Raw genomic sequence first — 25,807 nt, 5'->3', positions numbered from 1 at the left:
AGTAAATGTACTATAATTGTTTACGATTTCGTAAATTGTTATTCTCTGTTTCTGTGACATAAGGAAGATCAAAAGAGTTTGCAAGCCCCTTTAAAAAAATCTCATATTTTATTATCAAGAAAAAATAGTTTTGTCACAAAGGAAGTGAGCGTTTTGCCCAATATTCAACACTATAATCGCGATAAGCTTTTATGCTATTAATCCCATCTTGCTCCATAATCTGCAAAATCTCTTCTAGAATAGTCACAGCAAGGTCTGGTCCCTCATAAATCATCCCACTATACAATTGTATCAAATCTGCACCAGCTTTCACTTTTTCCAAAGCTGTTTGTGCATCTTTTACACCACCAACCCCAATAATTGCAATTTCCTTACCTAATTTTTGACGCATTTTTGCCAGCACAATAGTAGAACACTCAAAAAGTGGACGCCCAGAAAGTCCTCCCTCTTCACTATTTAGTGAACTATTGTTAAGTCCTTGACGTGAAAGAGTAGTATTAGAAACAATAAGACCATCAAAATCAGAAATTTTTACTTCTTCAGCGATATCATCTAACTCTTCTTCCGATAAATCAGGCGCAATTTTTAAAAAAATGGGAACGGAAAATCCATATTTTTTCTTTTGCTCATTGCGCATCTGTGAAATCGCATTTATCAAAAGATGCAAACTGTCACGCACTTGTAAATCACGTAAACCTGGCGTATTCGGTGAAGAAATATTAACCGTAAAATAATCAGCAACATCATAAAAATAAGCAATACCAGACGTATAATCGTTAACTTTATTGATCGTATCCTTATTTGCTCCAATATTGATTCCTACAATGCCAGTTTGTTTATACGTGCAAAGTCTATTATAAACAATTTGATGCCCATCATTATTAAAACCCATTCTATTAATAATCGCTTCATCTTCTCTTAAGCGAAAAAGTCGCGGTTTCGGATTTCCTGCTTGAGGTTTTGGTGTGACCGTACCAATTTCAGTAAAACCAAATCCTAAACGAAAAACAGCATCAACAACCTCTGCATTCTTATCAAAACCCGCAGCAAGACCGATAAAATTTTCAAATTCAAGACCCGCAAGATTCACACATAAACGCTTATCGATAACTTTTTGATATCTGTTTAATCCACTTTTTAACCCAATAATTGCTAAACGGTGTGCGCGTTCTGGATCCAACATAAATAAAGCAGAACGACCAATACAACGAAAGAAACTCATCAATCCTTCTCCAAATATAAAACTGATCCATTGCACTTAATGTAAATCTTTTAACACAAAAATCGCCAATAAAGATGGCATATCATCTAAATTAAGAACGTATTCCTATTACAAAAAAGTTTATAATAGCCCACCATTCACGTTTATATTTATGCATACTAAATAGAAAAAGGATTTTTTTGTATTTAGAAAACACTTTCTCATCTTTTCATAATTGTTTAGCCATTAAAAATTGAATTTATCTGCAAATAAGAGCAACAAATATCCTGCAAAAGAGTTTTTTTTCAATATGTTATCATAAAAGTTTAGTAACAATTTTATAAATTAAGCATAGTTTTTTACTTTTATAAAAAAAGCTTGCTGTTACTCTGAACCCCACAAGATATATTTATTAAATCAAACAGAACCCTTTGTTAAATTTTCTAACATGTCATAATATTCTTGAAAAAAATCCAGTTTTCGTAATACGACGCTACAATAAAATAAAAACCGCTCTTTCCTTTTTCATCAAAAGCAGTAATTAAAGTTACTATATATCTTTTCTAGAAAGGGGACAACGCAATGCTTAAAGAATTCAAAGAATTTGCCCTAAAAGGTAATATGATTGATCTCGCTATCGGTGTGATTATAGGAGGAGCTTTTGGTGGCTTGGTTAATTCAATGGTCAACGATATTTTTATGCCAATCATTGGGCTTATCACAGGTGGGATTGACTTTTCTAATATGTTTATTCAGCTAGCCGGTAAAAAACAAGCTACATTGAGTGCCGCTAAAGCAGCTGGAGCAACTATTAGCTACGGCAACTTTATAACTTTACTTATCAATTTTCTCATTATTGCTTGGGTTCTTTTTCTATTTGTTAAAGCTATGAACAAACTCCGTCGAAAACAAGAAGAAGAGAAAAGCTCCAACAAAATGTCTTTAGAAGAACAACTTTTGTCAGAAATCAGAGATCTTTTAGCTAAAAAAAAATAAATTGGTGCGGAATTACCTCATGGAACATGAGGAAAAAACATTTCCACAGTTGTTCCATGATTAGGTTTGGAAAATAATAAAAGTTGGCCTCCACTTTCTTCTATCATTGCTTTACACATCGGAAGTCCTAAACCAGTTCCAATAAAAGCGCTGTCACCAGAGCGTCCGTCTTTACGCTTTATCTGACCATAAGGTTGCAGTGCCTGTAAAATCTCTTCATCGCTCATCCCTATACCGTTATCACTCACTGAAATCTTTATACGCTCTTTTTTTTCATAAGAAACATGAACAATAATTTGTCCACCCGATGGCGTAAAACGAATGGCATTGGAAAGAAGATTCCATATAATTTGTCGAAATATTTGCTGTGATATAGCAATAAATGGTACATGAGCTGGAGCAACAATACGCATGATAATACCATTATGATTAGCCTGTGTCTCAAGAAACGCCATACTCGCACGCAAACAGGCTATCACATCAAATGCTTCAGTCATAAGAGGCACCTTGACCTGATCATTTGAACCAGAATAATTTGCTTTTGAGCATTCTAGTAATTGATTAACCAGCGATAATATATGTTTTCCAGATGAGACAATGTCACGTAAATATCCACGATAACGTTCGTTGTTTATCGCACCAAAACGGCCATCTCTCATAATTTCTGCAAAACCAATAAGAGCATTCAAAGGTGTCCGCATTTCATGAACGACACCAACTAGTTTACTCCCTTCTGCTTTTTTATCTACTGATTGAATTGTTTCTTTCATATCACGTAATATAACAGCATAGTCGTCTTTCCGTACCAAAGATACAATCGTCATAGAAACCATTATATTTTTATGACTTTTCGTTAGTAACTCAACTGTCTCACCACGATTAAAAACCTGATTTTTTCCCTTTACACGTATAAACTTAAAATATTTTTCAACTAAAAATCGACTCTGTAAAGTGAATAATGATGATAATGGCTGTTCCAATAATTCATTTATTTCATAGCCAGTCAATGCCAAAGCAGCGCTGCTAACTGCTTGAATTACCCCCTCTCCATTTAACCAAAAAATGCCACTAGTGGCTGTATCCAATAATGATAGAACCACTGCCGGTTCTTTTATGAGGGTTTGTTCTATAGCATTTACTGGTAATGTCTGTGCATTTGGTAACAGAAACGCTGCTTCCTTAACCAAATGCTTGTTTCCTACAGATGAATGCAATTCTCCACGCAATCGTTCCGCAATCTCATGAAAAGCTAAACGTTCCACCTCCGAAAGACTTGATGTTTTTATATATGGATTTTCATCTTTTTTCTCTTGTTTTTTTTCCTGTATCTTCAAAATACCAAAGCCTCTAAATCCCTTAAGCTGTTGTTTGACATCAAAAATTGGCACAGCAGATAATTCAACTTCAAGCCACTCTAAACAATCATCAACAGGCCAATTAACAATCTTTTTGCTCCAAGGTAAAGCTGCTGCAATAAAGCCGTTGAGTAATCGATACCGCTCATCATTAAACTGATCAGCAAGTTCATGAAAACTCGATCCTAAAATAGAAGAAGAAATAGGTCCAACAATTTTAGCTAACTCTTTTGAAACATCACAAAATCTTCCGTTTCTATCCATTTTCCAAGTAAATCGTTGTGGCAACAATTTCGGCGTAAAATAAAAAAGTTCCTGATTATTCTTCAACTCGTCTGATTTTAATGGTGCATATAAAACCAAAAAACTTACCGGTTTCATCTTCAAGCGAATAATGCCAACTTGTGTACGAATACCTGCTATGGTTAAAATGGTCTTAACTGGCGTTTCATTATCAATCGTCTGTAGCAGAATTTTAACTGTTTCATCAATAAACGAAAAATGAGAGGAAGTCTCCAAGACTTTCCCATGTTCATCAACTACCGTAACAGACATTGCTGCGTCATCCAATCCAGCGATAAGAGAAACTTCTTCTGCTAGAAATGATTCCAATAAAAATGCCTTTCCTATACCCATAATATCAATAGAAACTATGGAAAATTCAGCGGTGCGCTTTAAACCGTCCAATGCAACGGCACTTGCATATTGCGCACCCTTCAATATCTTGTGATGCTCCACTTTGTCAAAAAAAGACCGCTCTTTCATCATAGCTGTTACAGAGGAAAAACCAAAAAAATACGCTGCAGCACCATTTGACCAAAGAAGATTTCTACAATCAGAAGAGAGAACGAAAGCCATTTTTCTGCGTATAAAGGCTTGGTTAATTTCTTTACATTCCAGATAATCTAAAAATGCTAAAGACATATACACCCCTTCTTTGTATCATTCTAAGCTACACATTAGCAGCCTTAATACAAAATAGTGCTTCTATTTTGTCACTCCCCATTTAATGTTTTAATATTTCACAGTAAAAATAAGCACGCGGCAATATCCGCTCTCATAAAATAAAAAAAGTTATTAAACCTTAAAACAACAATCATTAAGTATTTTTTAGGTCATGCATTTTTAAAACTGTTTTGCTTATTATTATACTCATTGAGTAAAATCTCTCGTTTCCCAACGTGATTAGCAGCTCCAACAATGCCTTTTTTTTCCATGCGCTCAACGAGAGAAGCTGCCTTGTTATACCCGATTGCAAGCCGACGTTGAATATAAGATGTAGAACACTTTTTATCACGCATGACAATATTTACAGCTTGCATATAAAGCTCCTCACCATCCTCATCCAAATTTTCTTCTCTAGAAACTCCAATAACTGAATTCTCAGATTCACCATCTTTGTTATCGTTTTCACTATCCGTTATCGTTGCTAAATAATCAGGCTTTCCTTGCATTTTAAGATGTGCAACAATGGATTCAACTTCTTCGTCAGAAACAAAAGGTCCATGAACGCGTACAATGCGCCCACCGCCCACCATATGAAGCATATCTCCCTGACCCAAAAGTGTTTCAGCACCTTGTTCTCCCAAAATTGTACGACTGTCTATTTTAGATGTTACCTGAAAAGAAATACGGGTAGGAAAATTTGCTTTAATCGTACCAGTAATAACATCAACGGAAGGGCGCTGTGTAGCCATAATAAGATGAATACCTGCCGCACGTGCCATTTGTGCTAAACGCTGAATGGCATTTTCAATTTCTTTACCTGCCACCATCATGAGATCAGCCATCTCATCAACAATCACAACAATATAAGGAAGCTGCGTTAGATCCATGGCTTCTTCATGATAAAGAATTTCTCCACTTTCCTTATCAAAACCTGATTGTACAGTACACATAATCGTTTCACCTTTTTGTGCTGCAAGTGCAACACGTGCATTAAAACCATCAATATTACGCACACCTAACTTGGCCATCTTACGGTAACGCTCCTCCATTTCACGAACCGCCCATTTTAAAGCTGTAACCGCTTTTTTGGGATCCGTAACAACAGGCGTTAAAAGATGTGGAATGCCATCATACACAGAGAGTTCTAGCATTTTAGGATCAATCATGATCAAACGGCACTGCTGTGGTGTCATTCGATAAAGAATCGATAAAATCATTGTATTAATCGCGACCGATTTGCCCGATCCTGTTGTCCCTGCAACTAATAAATGAGGCATTTTTGCTAATTCTGCAATGACAGGCTCACCATTAATACCCTTCCCCAAAGCAAGGGCCAATTTAAATTGGCTTTCGCGAAAAGAACTTGTTTGGATTAATTCCCTTAAGTAAACGATTTCACGAACCGCATTTGGCAACTCAATCCCAATAACATTGCGTCCCGGAATCACAGCAACGCGTGTAGAAATAGCAGACATAGAACGAGCAATATCATCGGAAAGATTAATGACCCGAGATGACTTTACTCCAGCTGCAGGTTCAAATTCATACATTGTTACCACTGGCCCTGGATTAACATGGATAATTTCACCCTTAATGCCAAAATCTTCCAAAACACTTTCCAAAAGTCCAGCACCACGCTCTAATATCTCCTGTGGAATTATTGTGCCTTCATGAAAAACAGGTTCCTGCAATAAATTGACCGGAGGAAATTCATAAGTACCATCGTCAAAAGATTGAACATTTGACGTAAAAGCAGAATCATAATTGTTTAAAAACGTGCTAGTAGATCGCAATACTTTATCTTTTGGTTTCACTACAGAAAACTTTTCTGAATTCTTGGTAATACCTTCTGTTATATTATCAGTAAGATTGCTGATATTTTGATTTTCTATAGTTGCCTCCACATCGCTTAACCTATCATCAGAAAAACACTCTCGTTCCTCTTTAACAGTACCATTCTTTTCATGCGCTAGATTAGAAATTTCCTCAATTTCCTGAAGCCTTTCTGCTGGTGATTCTGATGTAATTGAATCGTAAAATTGTGGAAAGCGGTATTCAAGAACACGATAAAGAGCAGTAATTGATTCATCAAAGGTAGAATTAGTATCGGATATATCATTATTCGTGCGATCAATCGATGTTACATCCTTTTCTAAAATTTTAGTATCAACCTGTTCTAATATAAAGGATCCACACTCAAAGAATGCGTCATCAGAAAGATGAAAAATTGGCTTTGTCTTTTGCGCCACATTTTCTACTTGTAATTTATGTTTCTTTCTTTCATCATTAAGTGCTTTACTAACAACTTGCCGTGACAATTGCTTCAAAGCCATAGCGTGGCAAATTGATGCTTTATTCTCTATCGTTTGAGGATTAATTACTCTCTTTGTTGAAAGAGAATTTTTTGAATCCTTACTACTTTTTGAATTCTTACTACAATGTAGAATGTTTGTAAGATTTTTTCCCTCTTTCTTCATAAACACTTTAAACTGTTTCGCAAAAACTGGATCTGTTTCAATGCGACGACGCAAAAACTCAACTTCTGGTGTTCGCGTAAAGCGTACGTTTTGTCCAAGGGTAAATGCCTTTTTCCATATTTCTGGATAAGAAAATATCTCAGAAATCCTAGTAGATGAATCCCCTTCTGACGTATTTTGTGTATTTTCATCAGAAAAAGAAGGCGTAGAAATAGATTTTGTCTTCGAATTATGCATGGTATCCAACAAACTTATAGCAATGAGAATAATTGCTTCTTCAAAAAGAATGTATAGAAACTATAGTATGAAGGTTAATAACCTTTTGCTGACTGACACTTTTTAACAAAAAATAATACCTTAATTCTTCTCAATGAGATTTTCTCTATAAATTGAATAAATTGCAAAATTTATGATCTCATATAGTTGTACTCAATTTTTGTGAAGAAAATTCTATGATAAAAAAAATTATAGAAAAACTGCCTGTATTCCATCTTTCTTTTCCATTTCATAAAAATGATTAGTATATATAATACAAGCAATTAGTATAATAAGAAGTGCTCTCTTAATTCTCCAACTTTGTCTTATAAAACAACTAGTTTCTTTACCTGTGATAAGATTACCCTTGTTATTCTTGTTCAAAAAGGCTCAAATAGGATGAATTTTAGAATACGAAAAAAGAAAAATAGGGAGTGAAGCATGTTTAATAAGCGGAAATTTTATATCAATGGTCTATGGGACGATCCAAGTACTCCTCACGATCTACATGTCATTGATCCATCAACAGAAGAAGCTTGTGCCGTCATTAGCCTTGGCAGCAAAAAAGACGCAGATAAAGCAATTGACGCAGCTAAAATAGCTTTTCAAAATTGGAAAACAACTCAGCCTAATAAACGTCTTGGATTCGTTGAAAAAATTTTAGAAATCTATGAAAAACGTTCAGAAGAGATGGCAAAAACCATTTCAATGGAAATGGGAGCACCCATTGATATGGCACTCAATGCGCAAACCGCAACCGGCAGTTTTCATATTCGCAACTTTATCAAAGCTTATAAAGAATTTTCATTCCAAGATGTTTTAATAGAAGGAAATGAGCAAGCGATTCTTCAATATGACCCTATCGGCGTCGTAGGATTGATTACTCCATGGAATTGGCCCATGAACCAAGTGACTCTTAAAGTTATTCCTGCTCTCTTGGCGGGCTGTACTATGGTATTAAAACCCTCTGAAATTGCTCCTCTTTCTGCTATGCTCTTTGCTGAAATTTTAGATGAAGCCGCTTTACCTGCCGGCGTTTTTAATTTAATCAATGGTGATGGTGCTAACATTGGTTCTTACCTTTCAGCACATCCAGATCTGGAAATGATCAGTTTTACCGGATCAACTAAAGCAGGAAAAGATATTTCCAAAAATGCAAGCAACACTTTAAAACGAGTTAGTCTAGAACTTGGAGGCAAAGGAGCTAACATCATCTTTGCTGATGCCGATACGGGTGCTATTCAACGTGGTGTACGACACTGCTTTTATAATAGTGGACAAAGCTGTAATGCACCAACACGTATGATTGTGGAACAAAACATCTATAACGAAGCTATTAAAACAGCCAAAGATATTGCTGAAAAAACAAAAGTGGGGCCAAGCCACCAAGCAGGAAATCATATTGGTCCGGTAGTTTCAAAACAACAATACAACAAAATTCAGAATCTCATCCAATCTGGAATTGATGAAGGTGCAACTCTTGTTGCAGGTGGAACTGGTTTACCAATAGGGATGGAGTGCGGTTACTATGTTCGCCCAACAGTCTTTGCCGATGTGAAACCTAGTATGCGTATTTTTCGAGAAGAAATCTTTGGTCCAGTCCTATCAATTCTTTCCTTTAACACAGAAGACGAAGCCATAGCCTTAGCTAATGACACCGAATACGGTCTTACAAATTATATACAATCGCAAGATCGTAACAAATGTCGTCGTATCGCTGCGCAAGTACGATCTGGTATGGTAGAAGTCAACGGACATGGATTACCCGGTGGGAGTTACTTTGGAGGCGTAAAATTTTCTGGACGCGCCCGTGAAGGCAGCCACTGGGGAATCAAAGAATTTCTTGATACCAAAGCAATTTCATACTGGTAAAAGATTCTCAATAAAAGCTTAATAGAAATCATATGGTAACACAGCAAATAACAGATGAAGGAGCTCTTGGGCAAAGACTCGATCAGTGGCTTGCTAAACAATATCACAATGTGCTGTCGCGTTCACGTCTGCAAACCCTTATCCGTGAAGGTTATCTTAAAGTTGATGGCCAACTCATAAAGGAGCCGAAAACAAAATTAAAACCTAACCAAATTATCGAATTGACAATGCCTGTTCTCCGTGACCTAGCACCTAGCGGTGAAGCCATTGTATTGGATATTCTCTTTGAAGATGATCATGTCATTGTTATCAATAAACCAGCTGGTCTCGTGGTTCATCCGGGCAATGGCAATTGGACTGGAACATTAGTTAACGCCCTTATCTATCACTGTGGTAAAAGTCTATCTGGTATTGGTGGTGTTAGGCGCCCCGGCATTGTCCATCGTCTCGATAAAAATACAAGTGGAGTCATGATAGTTGCTAAAAATGACTTTGCTCATAAAAGCCTCAGTGCCCAATTTTCTGACCATGGGCGTACCAGCGCATTAGATCGACGTTATCATGCCTTGATTTGGGGATCGCCTAGCCATAATGTTTGGACAATTAACGCATCTCTTGGCCGTTCTCCCCATAATCGAATAAAGCAGGCTGTTGTCCATAACCAACATCCTCATGCCCGCCATGCTGTTACACATTTTTCTCTTCTAGAAAAATATGGAATTTACGCAGACACAACATCTGTTGCTAGCCTTCTAGAATGTCGTCTGGAAACTGGACGTACTCACCAAATCCGTGTTCATATGGCGCATATGGGACATCCGCTCATAGGTGATACTGTTTATGGCAACGCTTTTAAAACAAAATCAAATATGCTTAATCCTATCATCAAAAATGCAATCAATCAATTTAATCGGCAAGCACTCCATGCAGCCAGTCTGACTTTTGAACATCCAGCTACAGATAAAATTATGACTTTTTCTTCACCGCTTCCCCAAGACATGGCTGAACTTATCGAGCATTTAAAAAAAATAAATTGAAACTTTTAGTCTTTTCAGGATTTCACAATAAAATATCTCTTTTTGAAAATATCTCTTTTTGAACAAAATTGAAAATTATGCTAGGGTAAGGTTAAAGAGAGATAACATCTAGGAATAGAATTTGCCTTATCAGGGAATTCATGTAACAAGGAGGGTGCTATATGGCCCATATGAATCTGCTATCAGTGACGATAGGTGACGGGGGGTTGAATCGTTACTTAGAGGAAATACGTCGTTTTCCAATGCTGGAACCAAAAGAAGAATACATGTTGGCTCAGCGTTATCGTAAACATAATGACTTAAAAGCTGCGCATAGGTTGGTGACAAGTCATTTGCGTCTTGTAGCCAAAATCGCAATGGGGTACCGAGGTTATGGGTTGCCTATTGGAGAGGTCATTTCAGAGGGCAATGTCGGGCTTATGCAAGCTGTTAAGCGTTTCGAACCAGAACGGGGGTTTCGGCTTGCAACCTATGCTATATGGTGGATTAAAGCATCGATCCAAGAATATGTATTGCGATCCTGGAGTTTGGTAAAAATAGGAACAACTGCGAATCAAAAACGCTTATTTTTTAACCTTCGTAAGTTAAAAAGTAGACTTCAGGCGCTTGACAGTGGTGATCTTAACGCAGAACAAGTAAAAGAAATTGCAACAAAATTAAATGTCACAGAAGATGAAGTCATCTCAATGAACCGTCGACTTGGGGGTGATACTTCACTCAATACACCTCTTCGTACAAAAGCGGGTGAAAATGGTGAATGGCAAGATTGGTTAGTGGATGACTCTAGTAATCAAGAACAAACCTTGATTGAACAAAGTGAATTGGAAAATCGTCGTTCCATGCTCATAAATGCCATGGATAACTTGAGTGAACGTGAAAAGCGTATATTCAAAGCACGCCGATTAAGCGATAAACCACTAACACTAGAAGAACTCTCAAGCGAATTTAATATCAGCCGGGAACGTATAAGACAAATTGAAATGCGTGCATTTGAGAAAGTACAAAATTTTATTAAAGCATCTGCTTTATCTCAGAGTTAAGTATAGAGGACTTCGAAAGTAAGTATAAAGCTAATTTTGCACATTCTTAGTGTAGAGCAAAAGCAAGTGTGCTTTAGCTTTATACTTTTGAATCGATCTACACTTTTTGATGATGAACGTTCTTTTTATAGTACCTACCTGCATCGGTATTTTATCTTTTTTTACCAAGAACTGTTAGATTGTCTGATTTTGCAAGCCATTGTCCAATAACTTCATTAAAAATAGACTCACCTGTTGGCCCTTTTGCAAAAGTTAATTCATTTATACGTCCATTTTTATCCGTTAAGACCAAACGCACCCAATCCAGTTCCCGAATCAATTGTAAATTCCGATCAAGAAATGGATGACTGGCACTCAATGCAACAAGAAAAAAATTATCACCAATCTTTGCTGAAACAGTTTTTGCTAAAGCCTGTCCAATAGAGTGTTCACTTGCTTTAAAAGTTAATGTTTGTACATTGCTTATAGCCTGTCCGGAAAATTTATCAGAAAGAATAAAAACAAGATCCATAACATACGCAGCAGGAAAAGATACATCGGTATTACGACGTAAAATTAATCGTAATGAAAACCCTTCATCTGGAATTGTTATATCACCTTGTATAGCCAATTCTTCGGGAGCATCCTTCACACGAGACTCTTTTATAAGTGTCCAACGAGCACTCCCTGTTGCCACTTTTTCTGCATCATAATTTGTACGCGCTTGGTAAAAAATAGCTTCACCCAATTGGTCAATTGACTGTAAATTGCTAGTAACAACTCTTAAGGTTCCTTCTTTATTTGAAGCATCCACCGCTTGATCTAAACCGACATCAATTTCACTTCCATCCTCTAATAAGCGTTTAGTCAACTTTCTCTTGACCGGAAGTGTTTTTGGTAATGCGTGAGAAATTTGAAGATTTCCCTCCAACAATTGATGATCATTTGATACAAACACACGTCCACCAACGAAACAAAAACCAACAGTTAAAACGAAAAAACTAGTGATACCAGCAACACTTATCACAATACGCCTTTGCACCAATGACCGATTAGCACGACGTTCGGCTTGAGAAAAAATATGCGAAACAATGTGCGGATCATCTCCTTGCAAAGAAGCAGTTAAAGAAGAATTTTTTAAGATACTCTCATCAACATGCTGAGAAATCAAATAAGTTTCCATATTAACAGGCTCGGCATTTGGTACCTCTGATACACAAGGCTCATTAAACACCTTAGAGTCCTTTGAATCTATAATAAATCCCTGTCTTTCTTTTGTTTCTATCCCTGAAAACACATTATCTTGTGGCAATATAGAATTTTGTATGTACTTATTATCTCCAGCTACACCTGTAGGATTCCATCCAATAACTGAAGAAAGTAGCTCCTTTTCAACTGCTAAATATTCTTCTTCAACAGTTGCAATAGCATTTTGCAAAACCTTTCTTTGCTCATCTGCCATTGTTTGTGGTACTGTTGCTGCTACAAACTGATGTTCTAGTGTTTCGATAGCTCGTTTATAAATCCGCTTACGCACTTGTGGTGTAATATTATTTTGTGCATTGATTGCCTTTTTTAAGATTCCAACGAAATCTACCATATCCTCTATAATCTTTCCCAAACTGAGAAAAGTAACCCCAGCCGTAAAGCTAAAAACGCCTGTACTTTAACTTTCTAAATTGATTGTCATTTATATTGATATAACTATTGTAATAGTTTAGAATGAATATGAAAAATAAACAATGCTATTTTGCACCTTTCTCTCACTTGCTCTTAAACCTTCTCTTCGTGGAGAAACATGTGAGAAAAACGAAAGGTTTATAAGGAAATCTCCCAATAACAATTAATTGGCAAAAGGATCAGTAATAAGAATAGTATCTTCACGCTCAGGGCTAGTGGATAATAAAGCTACCCTCGTACCAATCAGTTCTTCAATATAGTGTATATATTTGATAGCCTGTACCGGCAAATCTTTCCAGCTCAATGCATGTGCTGTTGCTTCTTTCCAACCTTCCAATGTTTCATAAATGGGCTTCACATGGGCTTGCGCTCCCATAGAAGATGGTAAATAATTAATCCTTTTACCATTAAGCTCATAACCAATACAGATTTTAATTTCATTCAAGCCATCTAAAACATCAAGCTTTGTCAGTGCGATACCGTGAACACCACAAATTGTTACCATCTGACGTACTAAGACAGCATCAAACCAACCGCATCGACGTTTTCGACCAGTTACAACACCAAATTCTTTTCCACGCATCCCAAGAAATTCACCAATATCATTTATCTGCTCTGTTGGAAACGGTCCTTCTCCAACACGTGTTGTATAAGCTTTTGCAATACCCAAAACATAATCAATCGATCCAGGCCCCATACCTGAACCAGTACATGCCTGACCAGCAACTGTGTTAGATGATGTCACATAAGGATAAGTCCCAAAATCATTATCTAATAGAGCACCTTGTGCACCTTCAAAAAGAACGTGCTTTCCCATCTGATCACTTTCATCTAAAAGACGCCACGTACAATCCATAAAGGGTAGAATTTCATCCGCTACTTGCATTAACTCATTATAAAGTGCTTGAGAATCAATTTCTGCCACGCCCATACCACGACGCAAAGCATTATGATGTCGCAAAAGTCGTTCGATTTTAGCCATAAGTGTATCAGCTTCCGCCAAATCCATCACGCGGATAGAACGACGCCCCACCTTATCTTCATAAGCGGGACCAATACCACGCTTTGTTGTACCAATTTTTAAACCCGATAAACCGCTTTCACGAATTGCATCAAGATCACGATGCAAAGAGAGAATTAATGGAGCATTTTCAGCAATACGTAAAATTTCTGGTGTAATTTTTACCCCCTGATCACGTAGTTTTTTTAATTCTGCTACCAAATGATGAGGATCAACGACAACACCATTACCGATAATTGATAACTTTCCACGGACTACACCAGACGGTAAAAGTGATAATTTATAACTAACTCCATCAATAACCAATGTATGCCCTGCATTATGACCACCCTGATATCTCACCACGATATCTGCTCGCTCAGACAACCAATCTACAATTTTACCTTTGCCTTCATCGCCCCATTGTGTTCCGACAACCACTACATTGGCCATAACTTTCTCCGTCGTGTTTGGTCAAATAAAACCAGTATTCAAAAACAAATACTTCCTTATAACGAAACCCGAAAATAAGTGCGACTCTTCATTTCAGCTTTTTCCCAATCTTCAGGTAATTAAATTTTCAAATTCATGATATAAAGAAAAACAAATATCAGGATACAAAATATATCCTCATCTTAAATTAGTTATTTTTGCCATAAAAAGTAGAAACATTTAGAGCTTTTGGTTGTCTCTTTAGTCAACATCGAACAAATTATTTATACTCCTTCATAATTTTTTGCAATCCGTGCTGTATTTGAAGATTTTTTGTTTGATATAAGAATACGAAAGATTGTCACAATCTCTCGTATTCTTTTTTCTGGAAAAATGCATTTAAAAATCGCTCATAATTACTTAAAGACGAGCTTTTTCAACCTGAAATGCCCACTCAAGCCATTGTATTAAAATTTCAAGATCAGAAGCTTCAGTGGTTATACCTGTCCAAATTCGAAGCCCTGGAGGTGCATCTCTATACGAACCAATATCATAAGCAGCACCTTCTTCATCAAGACGATTCACTATCGCCTTTATAAAAGACGCTCGCTTTTCAGTATCCAAAGTAGTAATCACTGGATCAACAATATTTAAACAAACAGATGTGTTAGAACGTGTTTGAGGGTCTTTTGCCAAATATTCTAACCACGGTGTTTTGCGAACAAAAGCATCAAGTACAGCAAAATTTTTCTCAACTCGTGCCATTAATGCCCGCAAACCTCCCTGCGCCTTTGCCCATTTTAATGCATCAAGAAAATCCTCAACACACAGCAAAGAAGGTGTATTGATAGTCACCCCTTTAAAAATATTTTCGTTTAATTTTCTATCTTTTGTCATACAAAAAATTTGCGGTATAGGCCAAATCGGTTCATAACTCTCCAACCGATCAACAGCACGAGGACTTAAAATCAACATACCATGTGCTGCCTCTCCTCCTAAAACCTTTTGCCATGAAAAAGTAACGACATCTAATTTTGAAAAATCCAAATTTTGTGCAAAAGCTGCTGATGTTGCATCACAAATTGTTAACCCTGCTCGCCTTTCCGGAATGAAATCTGCATTAGGAATCCGTACACCAGAAGTTGTACCATTCCATGTAAAAACAACATCACGATCAAAATCAATTTGTGTTAAATCAGGCAACTCTCCATAAGGAGCTTCAAAACGACGCACATCAGAAAGCTTTAACTGCTCAACAACATCTCCAATCCACCCTGATCCAAAACTTTCCCACGCTGCCATATCAACGCCACGTTCACCTAATAAAGACCATAGAGACATTTCAACAGCACCGGTATCTGAGGCAGGAACAATTCCTATACGATAATTAGAAGGTACTTCAAGAATCTCGCGAGTTAAATTAACAACTTCAGCGAGGCGTGATTCTGCTGCTCTAGATCGATGCGAACGCCCAACTAATGCATTCTTAAGGACTTCAGGAGTCCAGCCAGGTCGTTTTCTACAAGGTCCTGAAGAAAAATTAGGGTCATTTGGACGACAACTTGGTTTTTTTAACATATCATTATTTCTCCCCTTTTAGATGGCTTGTATTTCTTTAAAGAAAAACGAGTTATACAAATGCTAAAGCCTATAGTTCCCCTTAGACAATTTTCTATATTATTTTATAAGCTTAAAATACCGAGAAACCTTGTAAAAAAACCACTTTTAATCACGTTTCTAGTATTGATTCTTAAAAAAATTTCCTCGCATCATCACCATGATAAGACAGCATCATTAATAATGATACAGTAACGTATCATAATACACCTATCAAGTTTGTTTTAAGAAAGATTCATTATAGTTGCCTATAATACGGAGATAAACTTATAAAAAATTAATTATTTTTCTTTTGATGGCTGGACAGAGAAAATTTTAATGCTATAACCGCACACGTTTCACGTGTTGTGTAAAACGTGCCCAGATAGCTCAGTTGGTAGAGCAGCGGACTGAAAATCCGCGTGTCCGTGGTTCGAATCCGCGTCTGGGCACCATTTTATATCTTCAACATATTGAAATATATAGATTTTTTCTTTAAATAGCCATTTTCAGACCACCTTTTAGACCACCTTCTACAGTTTATATAATTTTACCTAATTTGTTCTTATTTGCTCCTTATTTTTCTTTGGAGTGAATGCTAAGATCTCTTTCTTTCTCCACCTCACTGCTCTTCCTAGCTTATATGGCTCCGGAAACAACCCCTGAAGCACCCAATTGCGAATCGTTGTTGTCGATACACTAAAAAGCTGTGCACACTCACGTGTCGTTACATATCTATCTCCATCATCAAATATCATCTCATTACCTTTCTCTTTTTTATGTTAATTAAATGGGCGGGGGTGTTGGGAGGAGGAAGCACCCCCATAGTGTTAAGCGGCTTTTGTCAAGATTTGCTTCATGTCTTGCTCTATTTCCGCTAAGAAGGTTTCAACGGCTTTATTGATCTGTTCAATTTGTTTCTCATCACGCTGGACGCGTTTGATTTTCATTCTCAAACCAGAAGATCTCCCTCGATTTCCGATATCAAGGATGCTGTCTGAGATGCGTTCACCAACGCTTTTTTGCCTTTGAGAGTGATTTCCATAGTTTTTTCCTCGTTGGTAATCCTTTGAACTTATTATCCAATATCGCCATGCCGCTTGCCAATCACGTTTGATAGCATTCTTTCCTGCATTGGCTTTCCAATAATCTCGGAATTTTGCAATCTCGACTTTCAGGCGCTCCGGAGGCAAACCCTCTGCAATGGCAAAAGCGGAATCGGGTTCAAAATTCGCAGGCAATCGACAACCGCGATTAGCTTTCACTCGTTTTGCTTTTTCTGGAACGTTCTCTTGCTCGTGAATGGGAGGTTGGTTGTCTAGTGAGGTTTCGATTTGCTCTGATGTGGTTTCAACAGCAGCAACCTCAGTTGGCTCTTGAACCAAATTAGTTGTTTCTAAACTTTCAGAACCATTTCTTTTTTTGCTAAAATGATAGTTTTAGTTTTTTATTATATATGTTATTGTTAATGTGTTGTCGTGATGAACTCATCATGATGTTATCATGACCTCGTGATGATGTCGTCATGACTTCATCATGTTCTCTTGATGAGTTATCTTTCTGCTTATTTCTCTTGGTATTTGCAGCTTTTATAGCTCTTTCTGAAAGCCTATTTAAATTCTCATTGCAATTTTTTAATTCTTCTTCGATTTGTACACTCCATAAATTTCCATTTTCTAATTGAAGAATTAATTTTTTTCGGATGAGTTGTTCTAATGACTTTTTAAAAGTTCGCACTGAACAACCAACGACGCGCGCTAATACAGAAGTGTCATCATCAATCGGTTCACAGGCTCGATACATAAGAGCAGTGAGTGTGCTATAAGTAGCTTTCTCTGCTGCGTCGGTGCCAGCAAAGTCCATAATCCACTCTTGATAAAATTACGTACCCAAGGTAATTTACTGGACATTCTCTTTGTCCTCCCTGTGCTTATGCCATGCGGCTTCTTTTAATTCTTTCTCAACGCGGGCATTCCACAACCCTTTATCGGTTTGGAGAAGTTTGTTATTCTTCGTTAAATATTCGACAATAGTCGCAAACTTTTTTTGTGAACAATTGCAAACACGTGCAAGTGTTTCAAAATCTTCTTTAATTGGCGCTTTTTTATCGTACATGCGAACAAGAAGCGTGATATAAACGCCTCTTTGTTCCGATGTCATTTTATCTGTATCATTTATCCAGTCATCCAAATGGAATCTTATCCATGGCATTGCATTAGACATGTATACCCCCTTCTTTCATTAAATATAAAATTGCCAAAGCATCTGCTTCATTGTCGTCTTTAGGCGTATGTCCTTTTGCACACACCGCCTTAATCATTTCTTCTTTTGAGGCATTGCCTTTCCCTGTTGTTGCCTTCTTAATTGTACCAACGGGAATGCCTTCATAAGGAATTTGGTGCTGTTCACACCAAGCCGTTAAGTGGCCTAATAAACCACCGTACACATGCGCTGCATCCGTACCCTAAATCAGAGATGAGTTCATAAGTCCAACCTTGCCTTGCGCAATAAAGCTCAAGAACCTGTTTTTGTCGCTCTAAATCGTCTTTTTGATCATAGCTCGATACACGCGCATAAGCAATGGTCTTTCTTTGAGAAAGTTCTCTCGAATGAAAAAGCTCAGGTCTAAGCTTGGATAGGTCATAACGGCGGTGTCCTCCTGCCGTATGCTCTGAAACAATTTTGCCTTCACTTTCCCAACGACGAAAAGTGCTAATCGAAACACCCAAAACTTGAGCGGCCTTACCTATCCCAATAAATCTATCCATAATGTATATACAGATATAAATAGATTACAAGTAAGCTGTTAAAGCCCTCACCCTCCAAGTAAAACCCGTTTTTTATTAAAACTCTAAAGAATTGCCACGCAATAAAGACACAAATTACAGTTGAAAGCCAATAATAATATATTAAACGTGAATATGGGTTTAATAGTGCCGTTACAGTTATGCCCGCACCTACCAATGAGGGCACAAGAGAGATTATAGCTATCAAACTCACCACGCCAAATAGATGCGGTGGCAATAGATTGAGTTTGAACATCTCGCTATGTATATATTCAACAGGAAGATATTTTTGACTTAAAAGTGAAATAGAATGCAGAAACGTTACAAAGGCTAGATTGGAAATGACAGTAAAAAAAACTGTCAACAAAGTAATTGTTATAGACAGTAGAGTGAAATTCAATTTGGGCATATTAACATACAATGCGTCTAAAATCAGTAAACCAAAGAGTATTAGTAAGTTATTATTATTCGCCCATCGCAATAACATATGATAAAAGAGTGGAACTGGCTGCATTAAGAGCGGCTCTAATTTTCCTGAAAGAAGCGCATAAAAAAAATTATTTATCGATGAAGCAAAAGTGTTTAGTAATAATGATATCACTAACATAAAAAAATAAGACCGTTAAATTCTTCTAGAGTCCATCCTTTTAATGAGCTCGTATTTTGATAAATAGAATCAGCATATAATAATCTAATAAGGGTCACGATAAATGTTAAGGCAATGTACCCCACGAGATTGGCTTTATAGGCGCTGGAGTTTTTCAAACTATTTGAAACATAAGCTTGAAATTTTCCCATAATTTTAACCTCCTGCTGTTTCATATTTAGTCATAACAACTTTCCAATAAATTGCGTAAAGAACAATGAACACAAACATATATAAGTTTAACTGAAGAGAATATGAGATTAAATTACCAATATTGGGGTCGATAATCAGTTCAGCGGGTGCGGCAATGATAAATCTAAACGGATTATAAAACATGATAGGTGCTATAGTTTCAGGCCAAAAGCTTGGGGGCAACATGGTCCCGCCTAATATGCCTTGCAGTGCAGATAACAGCGCTAAAAGAAAATCAGGCCGAACAAATTTAAATGTGCTAAGAGCCATAAAAAGACCAATTAAATAACATAATATTTGGGTCTCTATGATATAGATAATCGTCCAGAACTAATAGAACGGGCTTATAATTTCGACTTCAAAAAGAAAAAAACAAACAGCCACAATGATAATAATTGGCCATGCATAGATAATAGCACCACCCAAAAAATCCCAAAATCTTTGAACCGGAATGGGTATAGGCCAAAGTAAACGGGGTTCGAGTTCACCAGCTTGAATGTTTCGTGCAAAATATTCAATCACACTGTAAGAATTGTTAAGCCGCCAAAATGCTATAGAAATTGCAAAGTAGAACATTAATTGCTGAAAATTATACCCGCTTACACTTTCCTCCGCATTGCCGGCGTAAATATAGTGCCAAATAATATATTGCGTGATAAAAGGAATACTCGTTGCCAATAATAGATCGATTATGAGCATATATTTATCAATAAGGATCTCCTTGACGGCTATAAAAGCGAATAGCTTTGCACAACCAAGATATAGCCGCACTGTATTTAGCATCAGGAAAGGTTTTAAACGCATTCTTGCTTCGCCCTGTCCTTAAATTGTTTTAAATAAATGTCTTCAAGAGAAGGTGGAGAAAATTGAATTAAGATATTTGGCTGATCCATGACAAGTTTTTGTAAACATTCAAACATTTTATCTTTGATATCTGCGTCAATCAGCCATTCCATTTTCGATTGCATCATGGTTTTTGAAATTATTTTACCTTGAGTTGAAATATGATCAACAGCTGCCTTGACTTGTTCAATAAAATCATCCGAAAGTGGGCGCTCTTGTACAACAAGTGAGCTTGTTATGATAATTCCTTTATTTTGCTGCTTAACAAGACTGTGAAGATATTTGCGCAACTCATATTTGGAGAGGATATCCAACCCAACAGTCGGCTCATCTAATATCAGTAAGTCGGGGTCATGAATAAGGGCGGCACAACTTCACATTTAACCCTTTCTCCAAGGCTTAAATTTCGAACCTTCCTATTGAGTATTGAAGACAGACCCAAAGCTTGCGTAAGCTCTTCCAGCTTTAACATGAAATTTTTACGATCTATATCATAGATTTTCTGTAATACAGCATAACTGTCTTTAACAGGCAGATCCCACCATAGGCTAGACTTATGTCCAAAAACAACGCCGATTCTTCTTAAGAAATCATAATCGCGATGTGAAGGGGAAGAACCCAACACCCTAACATTGCCGCAATCAGCTTTTTGTAAACCGCAAATTGTTTTGACTAATGTGGATTTTCCTGCTCCATTTGGACCCAAAAGTCCTAAACACTCTCCAGCTCTTAACTGAAGCGTCACGTTTTTTAATGCATATTTATCATTATTTTCTTGCCTCTTTGAGGGAAGAAAATAATCCCAGAAGGCTTTCTGACTTTTGTAAACCTTTGAGACATCCCTTACATCAACCAAAATTTTTTGATTATTCACCTTAACCATCAAGCTATCTTTCGAGCTTTATTTATTAACAGTTCCGCAATCGCATCTGGAAACTCAAATCGATCCATTAAAATGTCTGGCTCTGGATTAACTTCAATAAGGTAAAAATTCTCCCCTGCTCCTTCTATTATATCTACGCCTGCAATATCAAGTCCAAGAGCCTTAACAGCATCTAGAGCTAAGGAAGTAGCGAGATTATCAAATTTTTCTGGAGGCAAAATCTCAATGTGTCCTCCATGTGTACCATTGCAAATTGGGTATAATCCACCGGAATTAAAAGCATACCTTTTATTACAAACCTTAACTTCACCGCTGACAATATCGCATCGCCAAATAAATCTACCCGGATTTTCAATGAAAGACTGAATTATAAATTGTCCATCACGCTTTAACCATTTTTTTATTTCATCCAGAGGTGGATTTTTTGCTGCAAATATCTGTACTTCATTCGAGCAAAAACCCAATGTTGATTTAGCCACTAAAGCTATATCCTTATTTAAGAGAAACTTATTGAATTGATTTAAGCTTTGAAATATATGAGTCTCTGGGATTGGAAAATCAAGTTTAGCCAAATAAGTTGCTGTGAGAGCTTTATCGCGAGCTAATTGATAAGACAATGGTTGGTTAATTATCGCGTTGTTGACTGAAGGTAGATTTGCAAGCTGTATAAATTGAGAGTGATAAGAACACCTAAATTCTGCCAAGCGGTCCATAAAAATAGCGTCAAATTCGTCAAGATTTGAGGTAACTTCATTTGGGGCTGCTAATATTCTGATTTCTGACCAGTGAATAAACTCTGTATTAAAGTTTTTTCTTATAAGCGTAGCGTGCACTCTCTCTAAAAGAGGATGCATTTCATCATAGATAATCGCAATCATATATGAATGCATTGAATTTTCCTTAAAACTTAAGCTGTTTTTTTATATTGTTAAAGAATATACGCCTCTTGAGTTTATTCAAAGGAGGAATATGATCTACAGTGACCAGCTCAACATCTATTTTTGAATGAAAAAGATAACACATTTCATTCATAAAGTTCTTAATGCATTGCATCGCTTTGTTGGTAGGCGTACCGCTTTTCCAAACCGTTAAAATCCGTATCTTATTAACTTCTTCTTGTATTACTCTAAATTCAATGATGCCAGCGTCATCATGACTCAACCATTTTTCTGCAATTTCTAACATCATACCTGAAGGTACTAATCTATTACTTATACTTATAAATGCATCGTCTATTCTTCCATGTATTGCTTTTATTCGTCTATAGGATGACCCACAGCAACACTTTTCTCCAGCCCAACCATTATTACTTCCAGCTGTTTGCCCATACCACTGCCCAAAGTCACCTTGATCATAGCGGATTATAGGCATAGCCATGTTCCATAGTGAAGTGCCAACAATCCTGCCAAAATCACTATGGCTATCAGTAATCAGCTCAATATGCGTGTCATGCTCCAAAAGGTGGTAGTTTCCTTCTGTACATTCATATGCCATCAAACCGACTTCCTCACTACTGTACTCATCTCGAACTTTTACATTTAATGATACTTCTAACCTATTCCGTTGGGTTCTAGTTGAAGTTTCAGAATTAGTACTCAAGCAAGTGACTCCCAGCTCCCCTAAATCTATATTAGAATCTGCTAATTTTTCTGCGGCACTAAATATTGAAGAAATAAATTTAGGTCTGAGCAGCTGAATATGCTGCTTGATTGACTCTATTAAGCAACGTTGAGATACCGTAAAAACTCGATAAAACCCACATAAGTTAGTATGCCACCAATGAGCATGATTTATTATATATCCATTCTTTGGGATTTAGTTGATTGCCCGACATTTCTTCAAACATATTCATGCGATGGATTGTATCAATTTCAGTGAGCGATTGATCCATCATTATTTATACTGGTCTACCCGTAGATCCAGTAGTTTCAAGGCCACGCAGCTCATCATGGAGCAAATGACTTGACAAATGATATGAATTGAGATCTCCTACAAAAGGTAAATGCTCTCGTGAAATTATTGGCAGTCGCGTAAAATCATCATATGATCGAATTTCCCCTACACTATAGCCTATCTCTTTATATAGATCACGATAAAAAGGCACTGATGTAAAAGCCCAGTCAACTAATTCTCCTAATCTCTGAAGTTTCCATGTGCGCAGGCTAACATCGTTAGATCTCACTTTTAACTTTAGCATATTACGTGTATAGGATCATCTAGATAGCACCTTAGATTGAAGCCAAGGTAATTCTGGCTTTAAGAAAGCCCAATCTATTTTAAACCTTTCTATATCTTGAGCAACGTTAGAGCCTAATGTTTGCATATTCAGCCCCTATCTCCAACCACTGGACACAGCTTCACGTAACCTCTGCAATGCTAATTCAAATACACTGTCTTGCTTCATTAAACTTGCCCTCACAAATTGATGCCCTAATTCATCAGGACTACTCCAATAGAAATATCTACCAGGCAAAAGGCACAAGCCAAAAGCTTTACAGTGCTGCGCGAATCAAGATCACTAAAACCTGTTGCAGAGCAATCAATCCACTCTAACAGCATAATCGATGCAACAGATTTTTTTGCTATCTCTAAATTTGTTTGATTTAATATATTACGAAAATTAGTACGCCTAATATCCACTTCTTTCCATAATACTTCTTCTAATCCAATCTCGGATGCTTGTTCAACAATTCTGGTGATTACTTCCAAACTAAAGGGAGACACACATAAAAATATTTCCTCGTAAATTTGTTGTATTGCACTTTTAAGCTCAGAATGGAAGAGCATTAAGCTAGCTTTCATATCCTGCGTTGGAAAAGTCTTACCAGAATCTTCAATAATTACATATTTAACACCTGAACTATCCAATATCTTATGATAATCTGGTTTCTACGATCATAAAAACTAAATGTAGCATCAATAACCAGTATGACAGTATGCTCGCGACATACGTCAGCGATATTTGCAAGCTGGTTTTCATTAAAGATCATCCCTGTAGGATTGTTTGGATTTACTATAAATAAAGCGTCTAAACTATTTTCAAGAAAATACTTCGAAAGCGCATCTTTATCTGAAGACAAAATAAATAAATCATCTTCTAGAATCGGCACTAAGTTTACGTTGCGCCTTCTCATCAGTAGAGGGAGATTATCAAAACATGGTAATAAGAGAGCTGTCCTTTTTCGAGTGCAGGCTAAGTATGCACCTACTATATCAATAGAATTAGAGGCTGTCGGGCAAATAAGATATTCCGCATGTCTGGCCATCGTCGGTGATTTTGACAACTCACCCCATTTTTGAATGAACGCGCCTCTATCTCAGGTATTTTGTGTGATTTTGCCCAGTCCTAACTATCTTTTAATCCCACAATAATATCATTAAAGCTCTCGTGAAGATTGTGATATGCATGACCATCCGCAAGATTTGCTTCTTGTGTTAAAGCAGACCTTTCATAGTAAGTTAGTGCAGACTTAAACAATTGCTCCCCCCACTATCTCTAAGTTTCAAGATACTGTTAATACTAAAATAAAAATAAATAAATATTATTAATTAAAAATATTTACTACGTCTTACGGAAATTTTTAATAATTATAAATACTTAGCTATCTATAAAAATTTAACTTATTTTATAATTATGTGATTCACTGCTGTGATTAGAAGGATTTATCATATTGCATCTGTAATTTTAAAAGTGTTTGGCCAGCATATCGAAGGCAATATGCCCCCTTGGAAAGCATAGCGTTACGTAGATTCTGTACTATTTGGCAATTTGCTGGGGAAATAGATCGAATATTCTTACCGAAAGAAGGAATGATGTCCGCCTTTCATGTGCTAATATTCAAAATTCTGATACTACAAGCTCTGCACAGTCTATCAAATGATAAGATACCAAAACAAAAGCTGAGTTTACTGAATGTCATAGGAATTAAATGAAACTTTAAATTAAAGATAATTAAATCAAAAAAATTGACTGCTTCCTAACACAACTACCTAGAAAATTGAAAACTAATCATGTTTTCAATGAACCCCAAAGAGATTCAAACGCAAGATTAGTACATTACTTTCAGTAATGTAATTAGAAATATATCGAGAACAGAAATCAAACCAGTACAAAGCGCTGCAACATAAAATTTTCTTGTCGTTATTTTCAGAGCAATTATTGGTGCTATTCAATGGTGAGTGTAGCGGTTTAAAACTCAAAGGGGTTCAATACAATGCCATTTCTAATAAATCAGTGTAGCTTGACAGCAAGTTTTATACAAATTCATTTTTAATGATTTTTAAAGGGGGCTCAAATGGTCTTCAAAGACCTTTAAAAGGTCCATTTAAAGTCCTTTTAATGCATATTTTCTCTTCCTCTAAAAATCGCCAATTTGAAATGATGAGCTCTTGAGCCGGAGTCCATTTCTTTGAAGCGCATGTATAAGATGTATTCACATTTTTTATCTTAAATTGGCTAGAGGTCTTTCGCATCTGAGGCTCATCATTAAGAAACAAAAGAAACTTTCCCCTTAATTATGCAAGCAGTGTGGACATTGTCTGGTAATCCTCCGGCTTAAACAAATCCTTTCCATAGTAATCCTCAATGC

23 protein-coding genes, 1 tRNA gene and 2 pseudogenes are annotated in these 25,807 nt (G+C 36.7%); 5 read left to right on the top strand and 21 right to left on the bottom strand.

Annotated elements, in window-relative coordinates; all coding sequences use genetic code 11:
- Nucleotides 1-133: 133 nt before the first annotated feature.
- Nucleotides 134-1,222: a quinone-dependent dihydroorotate dehydrogenase gene (locus HWV54_RS05390; protein ID WP_005865967.1), complete on the bottom strand. Its 1,089-nt coding sequence runs from the start codon at nucleotides 1,220-1,222 to the stop codon at nucleotides 134-136.
- Between the two features lie 561 nt (nucleotides 1,223-1,783).
- Between HWV54_RS05390 and mscL the strand changes: the two genes are divergently transcribed.
- Nucleotides 1,784-2,197 (top strand): large conductance mechanosensitive channel protein MscL, encoded by a 414-nt coding sequence (gene mscL / locus HWV54_RS05385; RefSeq protein WP_005865968.1) that lies wholly within the window; start codon nucleotides 1,784-1,786, stop codon nucleotides 2,195-2,197.
- Nucleotides 2,198-2,214: 17 nt separating this feature from the next.
- On the opposite strand, the gene HWV54_RS05380 is transcribed toward mscL, so the two are convergent.
- A complete protein-coding gene (locus HWV54_RS05380) occupies nucleotides 2,215-4,476 on the bottom strand; it encodes a sensor histidine kinase (protein ID WP_005865970.1) in 2,262 nt (753 codons plus the stop codon).
- Nucleotides 4,477-4,667: 191 nt separating this feature from the next.
- Complete coding sequence (locus HWV54_RS05375; RefSeq protein ID WP_005865972.1) at nucleotides 4,668-7,214, bottom strand: DNA translocase FtsK; 2,547 nt, start codon at nucleotides 7,212-7,214, stop codon at nucleotides 4,668-4,670.
- Nucleotides 7,215-7,673: 459 nt separating this feature from the next.
- Here HWV54_RS05375 and HWV54_RS05370 point away from each other — a divergent pair, with 459 nt between their 5' ends.
- The 3 genes from HWV54_RS05370 to rpoH all read left to right on the top strand — a co-directional run bounded on the left by HWV54_RS05370 (nucleotide 7,674) and on the right by rpoH (nucleotide 11,181).
- Complete coding sequence (locus tag HWV54_RS05370; RefSeq protein WP_005865974.1) at nucleotides 7,674-9,104, top strand: aldehyde dehydrogenase family protein; 1,431 nt, start codon at nucleotides 7,674-7,676, stop codon at nucleotides 9,102-9,104.
- Between the two features lie 32 nt (nucleotides 9,105-9,136).
- On the top strand, nucleotides 9,137-10,141 hold the full coding sequence (locus HWV54_RS05365; RefSeq protein ID WP_005865976.1) for an RluA family pseudouridine synthase: 1,005 nt from the start codon (nucleotides 9,137-9,139) through the stop codon (nucleotides 10,139-10,141).
- Nucleotides 10,142-10,302: 161 nt separating this feature from the next.
- On the top strand, nucleotides 10,303-11,181 hold the full coding sequence (gene rpoH, locus HWV54_RS05360) for an RNA polymerase sigma factor RpoH (protein ID WP_005865978.1): 879 nt from the start codon (nucleotides 10,303-10,305) through the stop codon (nucleotides 11,179-11,181).
- A 151-nt stretch (nucleotides 11,182-11,332) separates the two neighbouring features.
- On the opposite strand, the gene HWV54_RS05355 is transcribed toward rpoH, so the two are convergent.
- The 3 genes from HWV54_RS05355 to HWV54_RS05345 all read right to left on the bottom strand — a co-directional run bounded on the left by HWV54_RS05355 (nucleotide 11,333) and on the right by HWV54_RS05345 (nucleotide 15,850).
- Nucleotides 11,333-12,760: a hypothetical protein gene (locus tag HWV54_RS05355; RefSeq protein WP_005865980.1), complete on the bottom strand. Its 1,428-nt coding sequence runs from the start codon at nucleotides 12,758-12,760 to the stop codon at nucleotides 11,333-11,335.
- Nucleotides 12,761-13,003: 243 nt separating this feature from the next.
- Nucleotides 13,004-14,293, bottom strand: coding sequence for an adenylosuccinate synthase (locus HWV54_RS05350; RefSeq protein WP_005865982.1), 1,290 nt, complete (start codon nucleotides 14,291-14,293; stop codon nucleotides 13,004-13,006).
- Nucleotides 14,294-14,692: 399 nt separating this feature from the next.
- Nucleotides 14,693-15,850 carry a phosphoserine transaminase gene (locus HWV54_RS05345; protein ID WP_005865984.1) on the bottom strand — a complete coding sequence of 386 codons (1,158 nt, stop codon included), beginning with the start codon at nucleotides 15,848-15,850 and terminating at the stop codon, nucleotides 14,693-14,695.
- Nucleotides 15,851-16,247: 397 nt separating this feature from the next.
- On the opposite strand from HWV54_RS05345, the gene HWV54_RS05340 reads away from it, so the two are divergent.
- Nucleotides 16,248-16,323 (top strand) — tRNA-Phe (locus HWV54_RS05340).
- 99 nt (nucleotides 16,324-16,422) lie between these two features.
- Here HWV54_RS05340 and HWV54_RS05335 read toward each other — a convergent pair.
- From HWV54_RS05335 to HWV54_RS07185, 15 genes and pseudogenes are all read right to left on the bottom strand, one after another.
- Nucleotides 16,423-16,626 (bottom strand): helix-turn-helix transcriptional regulator, encoded by a 204-nt coding sequence (locus HWV54_RS05335; protein WP_005865986.1) that lies wholly within the window; start codon nucleotides 16,624-16,626, stop codon nucleotides 16,423-16,425.
- Between the two features lie 72 nt (nucleotides 16,627-16,698).
- Nucleotides 16,699-17,253 carry a hypothetical protein gene (locus tag HWV54_RS07070; protein ID WP_005865988.1) on the bottom strand — a complete coding sequence of 185 codons (555 nt, stop codon included), beginning with the start codon at nucleotides 17,251-17,253 and terminating at the stop codon, nucleotides 16,699-16,701.
- Between the two features lie 40 nt (nucleotides 17,254-17,293).
- Entirely contained in the window at nucleotides 17,294-17,731 is a 438-nt protein-coding gene (locus tag HWV54_RS07065) for a DUF1376 domain-containing protein (protein WP_005865990.1), read from the bottom strand.
- Nucleotides 17,732-17,767: 36 nt separating this feature from the next.
- A complete protein-coding gene (locus tag HWV54_RS05325) occupies nucleotides 17,768-18,091 on the bottom strand; it encodes a YdaU family protein (RefSeq protein ID WP_005865992.1) in 324 nt (107 codons plus the stop codon).
- Nucleotides 18,084-18,332 (bottom strand): annotated as a pseudogene (locus tag HWV54_RS05320) (hypothetical protein); the annotation flags it as partial. The gene HWV54_RS05325 and the pseudogene HWV54_RS05320, both read right to left, overlap by 8 nt.
- Nucleotides 18,277-18,636, bottom strand: a pseudogene (locus HWV54_RS05315) (IS607 family transposase); the annotation flags it as partial. The pseudogenes HWV54_RS05320 and HWV54_RS05315, both read right to left, overlap by 56 nt.
- Before the next feature lie 820 nt (nucleotides 18,637-19,456).
- Nucleotides 19,457-19,762 carry an ABC-2 family transporter protein gene (locus tag HWV54_RS05310; RefSeq protein ID WP_005866001.1) on the bottom strand — a complete coding sequence of 102 codons (306 nt, stop codon included), beginning with the start codon at nucleotides 19,760-19,762 and terminating at the stop codon, nucleotides 19,457-19,459.
- Between the two features lie 60 nt (nucleotides 19,763-19,822).
- A complete protein-coding gene (locus tag HWV54_RS05305; RefSeq protein WP_005866003.1) occupies nucleotides 19,823-20,296 on the bottom strand; it encodes a hypothetical protein in 474 nt (157 codons plus the stop codon).
- On the bottom strand, nucleotides 20,287-20,649 hold the full coding sequence (locus tag HWV54_RS05300) for a hypothetical protein (protein ID WP_005866005.1): 363 nt from the start codon (nucleotides 20,647-20,649) through the stop codon (nucleotides 20,287-20,289). Before HWV54_RS05300 ends, HWV54_RS05305 begins: the two co-directional genes overlap by 10 nt.
- 23 nt (nucleotides 20,650-20,672) lie before the next feature.
- Nucleotides 20,673-21,218 (bottom strand): ATP-binding cassette domain-containing protein, encoded by a 546-nt coding sequence (locus HWV54_RS05295; protein WP_005866008.1) that lies wholly within the window; start codon nucleotides 21,216-21,218, stop codon nucleotides 20,673-20,675.
- Entirely contained in the window at nucleotides 21,218-22,096 is an 879-nt protein-coding gene (locus HWV54_RS05290; protein ID WP_245256318.1) for an ATP-grasp domain-containing protein, read from the bottom strand. The genes HWV54_RS05295 and HWV54_RS05290 overlap by 1 nt, the downstream gene beginning before the upstream one ends.
- Nucleotides 22,097-22,118: 22 nt before the next feature.
- The gene (locus HWV54_RS05285; RefSeq protein WP_051011395.1) at nucleotides 22,119-22,712 is read right to left on the bottom strand and encodes a phenylacetate--CoA ligase family protein; all 594 of its coding nucleotides are present in this window, start codon (nucleotides 22,710-22,712) and stop codon (nucleotides 22,119-22,121) included.
- Between the two features lie 936 nt (nucleotides 22,713-23,648).
- The gene (locus HWV54_RS05280) at nucleotides 23,649-24,086 is read right to left on the bottom strand and encodes a hypothetical protein (RefSeq protein WP_005866017.1); all 438 of its coding nucleotides are present in this window, start codon (nucleotides 24,084-24,086) and stop codon (nucleotides 23,649-23,651) included.
- Nucleotides 24,059-24,484, bottom strand: coding sequence for an aminotransferase class I/II-fold pyridoxal phosphate-dependent enzyme (locus HWV54_RS07260; RefSeq protein ID WP_005866019.1), 426 nt, complete (start codon nucleotides 24,482-24,484; stop codon nucleotides 24,059-24,061). Before HWV54_RS07260 ends, HWV54_RS05280 begins: the two co-directional genes overlap by 28 nt.
- 80 nt (nucleotides 24,485-24,564) lie before the next feature.
- Entirely contained in the window at nucleotides 24,565-24,696 is a 132-nt protein-coding gene (locus HWV54_RS07185) for a hypothetical protein (protein WP_280641474.1), read from the bottom strand.
- Between the last annotated feature and the right edge of the window lie 1,111 nt (nucleotides 24,697-25,807).

Origin of the sequence: Bartonella alsatica, assembly GCF_013388295.1 — a bacterium.
Taxonomy (GTDB): domain Bacteria; phylum Pseudomonadota; class Alphaproteobacteria; order Rhizobiales; family Rhizobiaceae; genus Bartonella; species Bartonella alsatica.
This window is presented reverse-complemented; position numbering and strand designations above follow the sequence as displayed.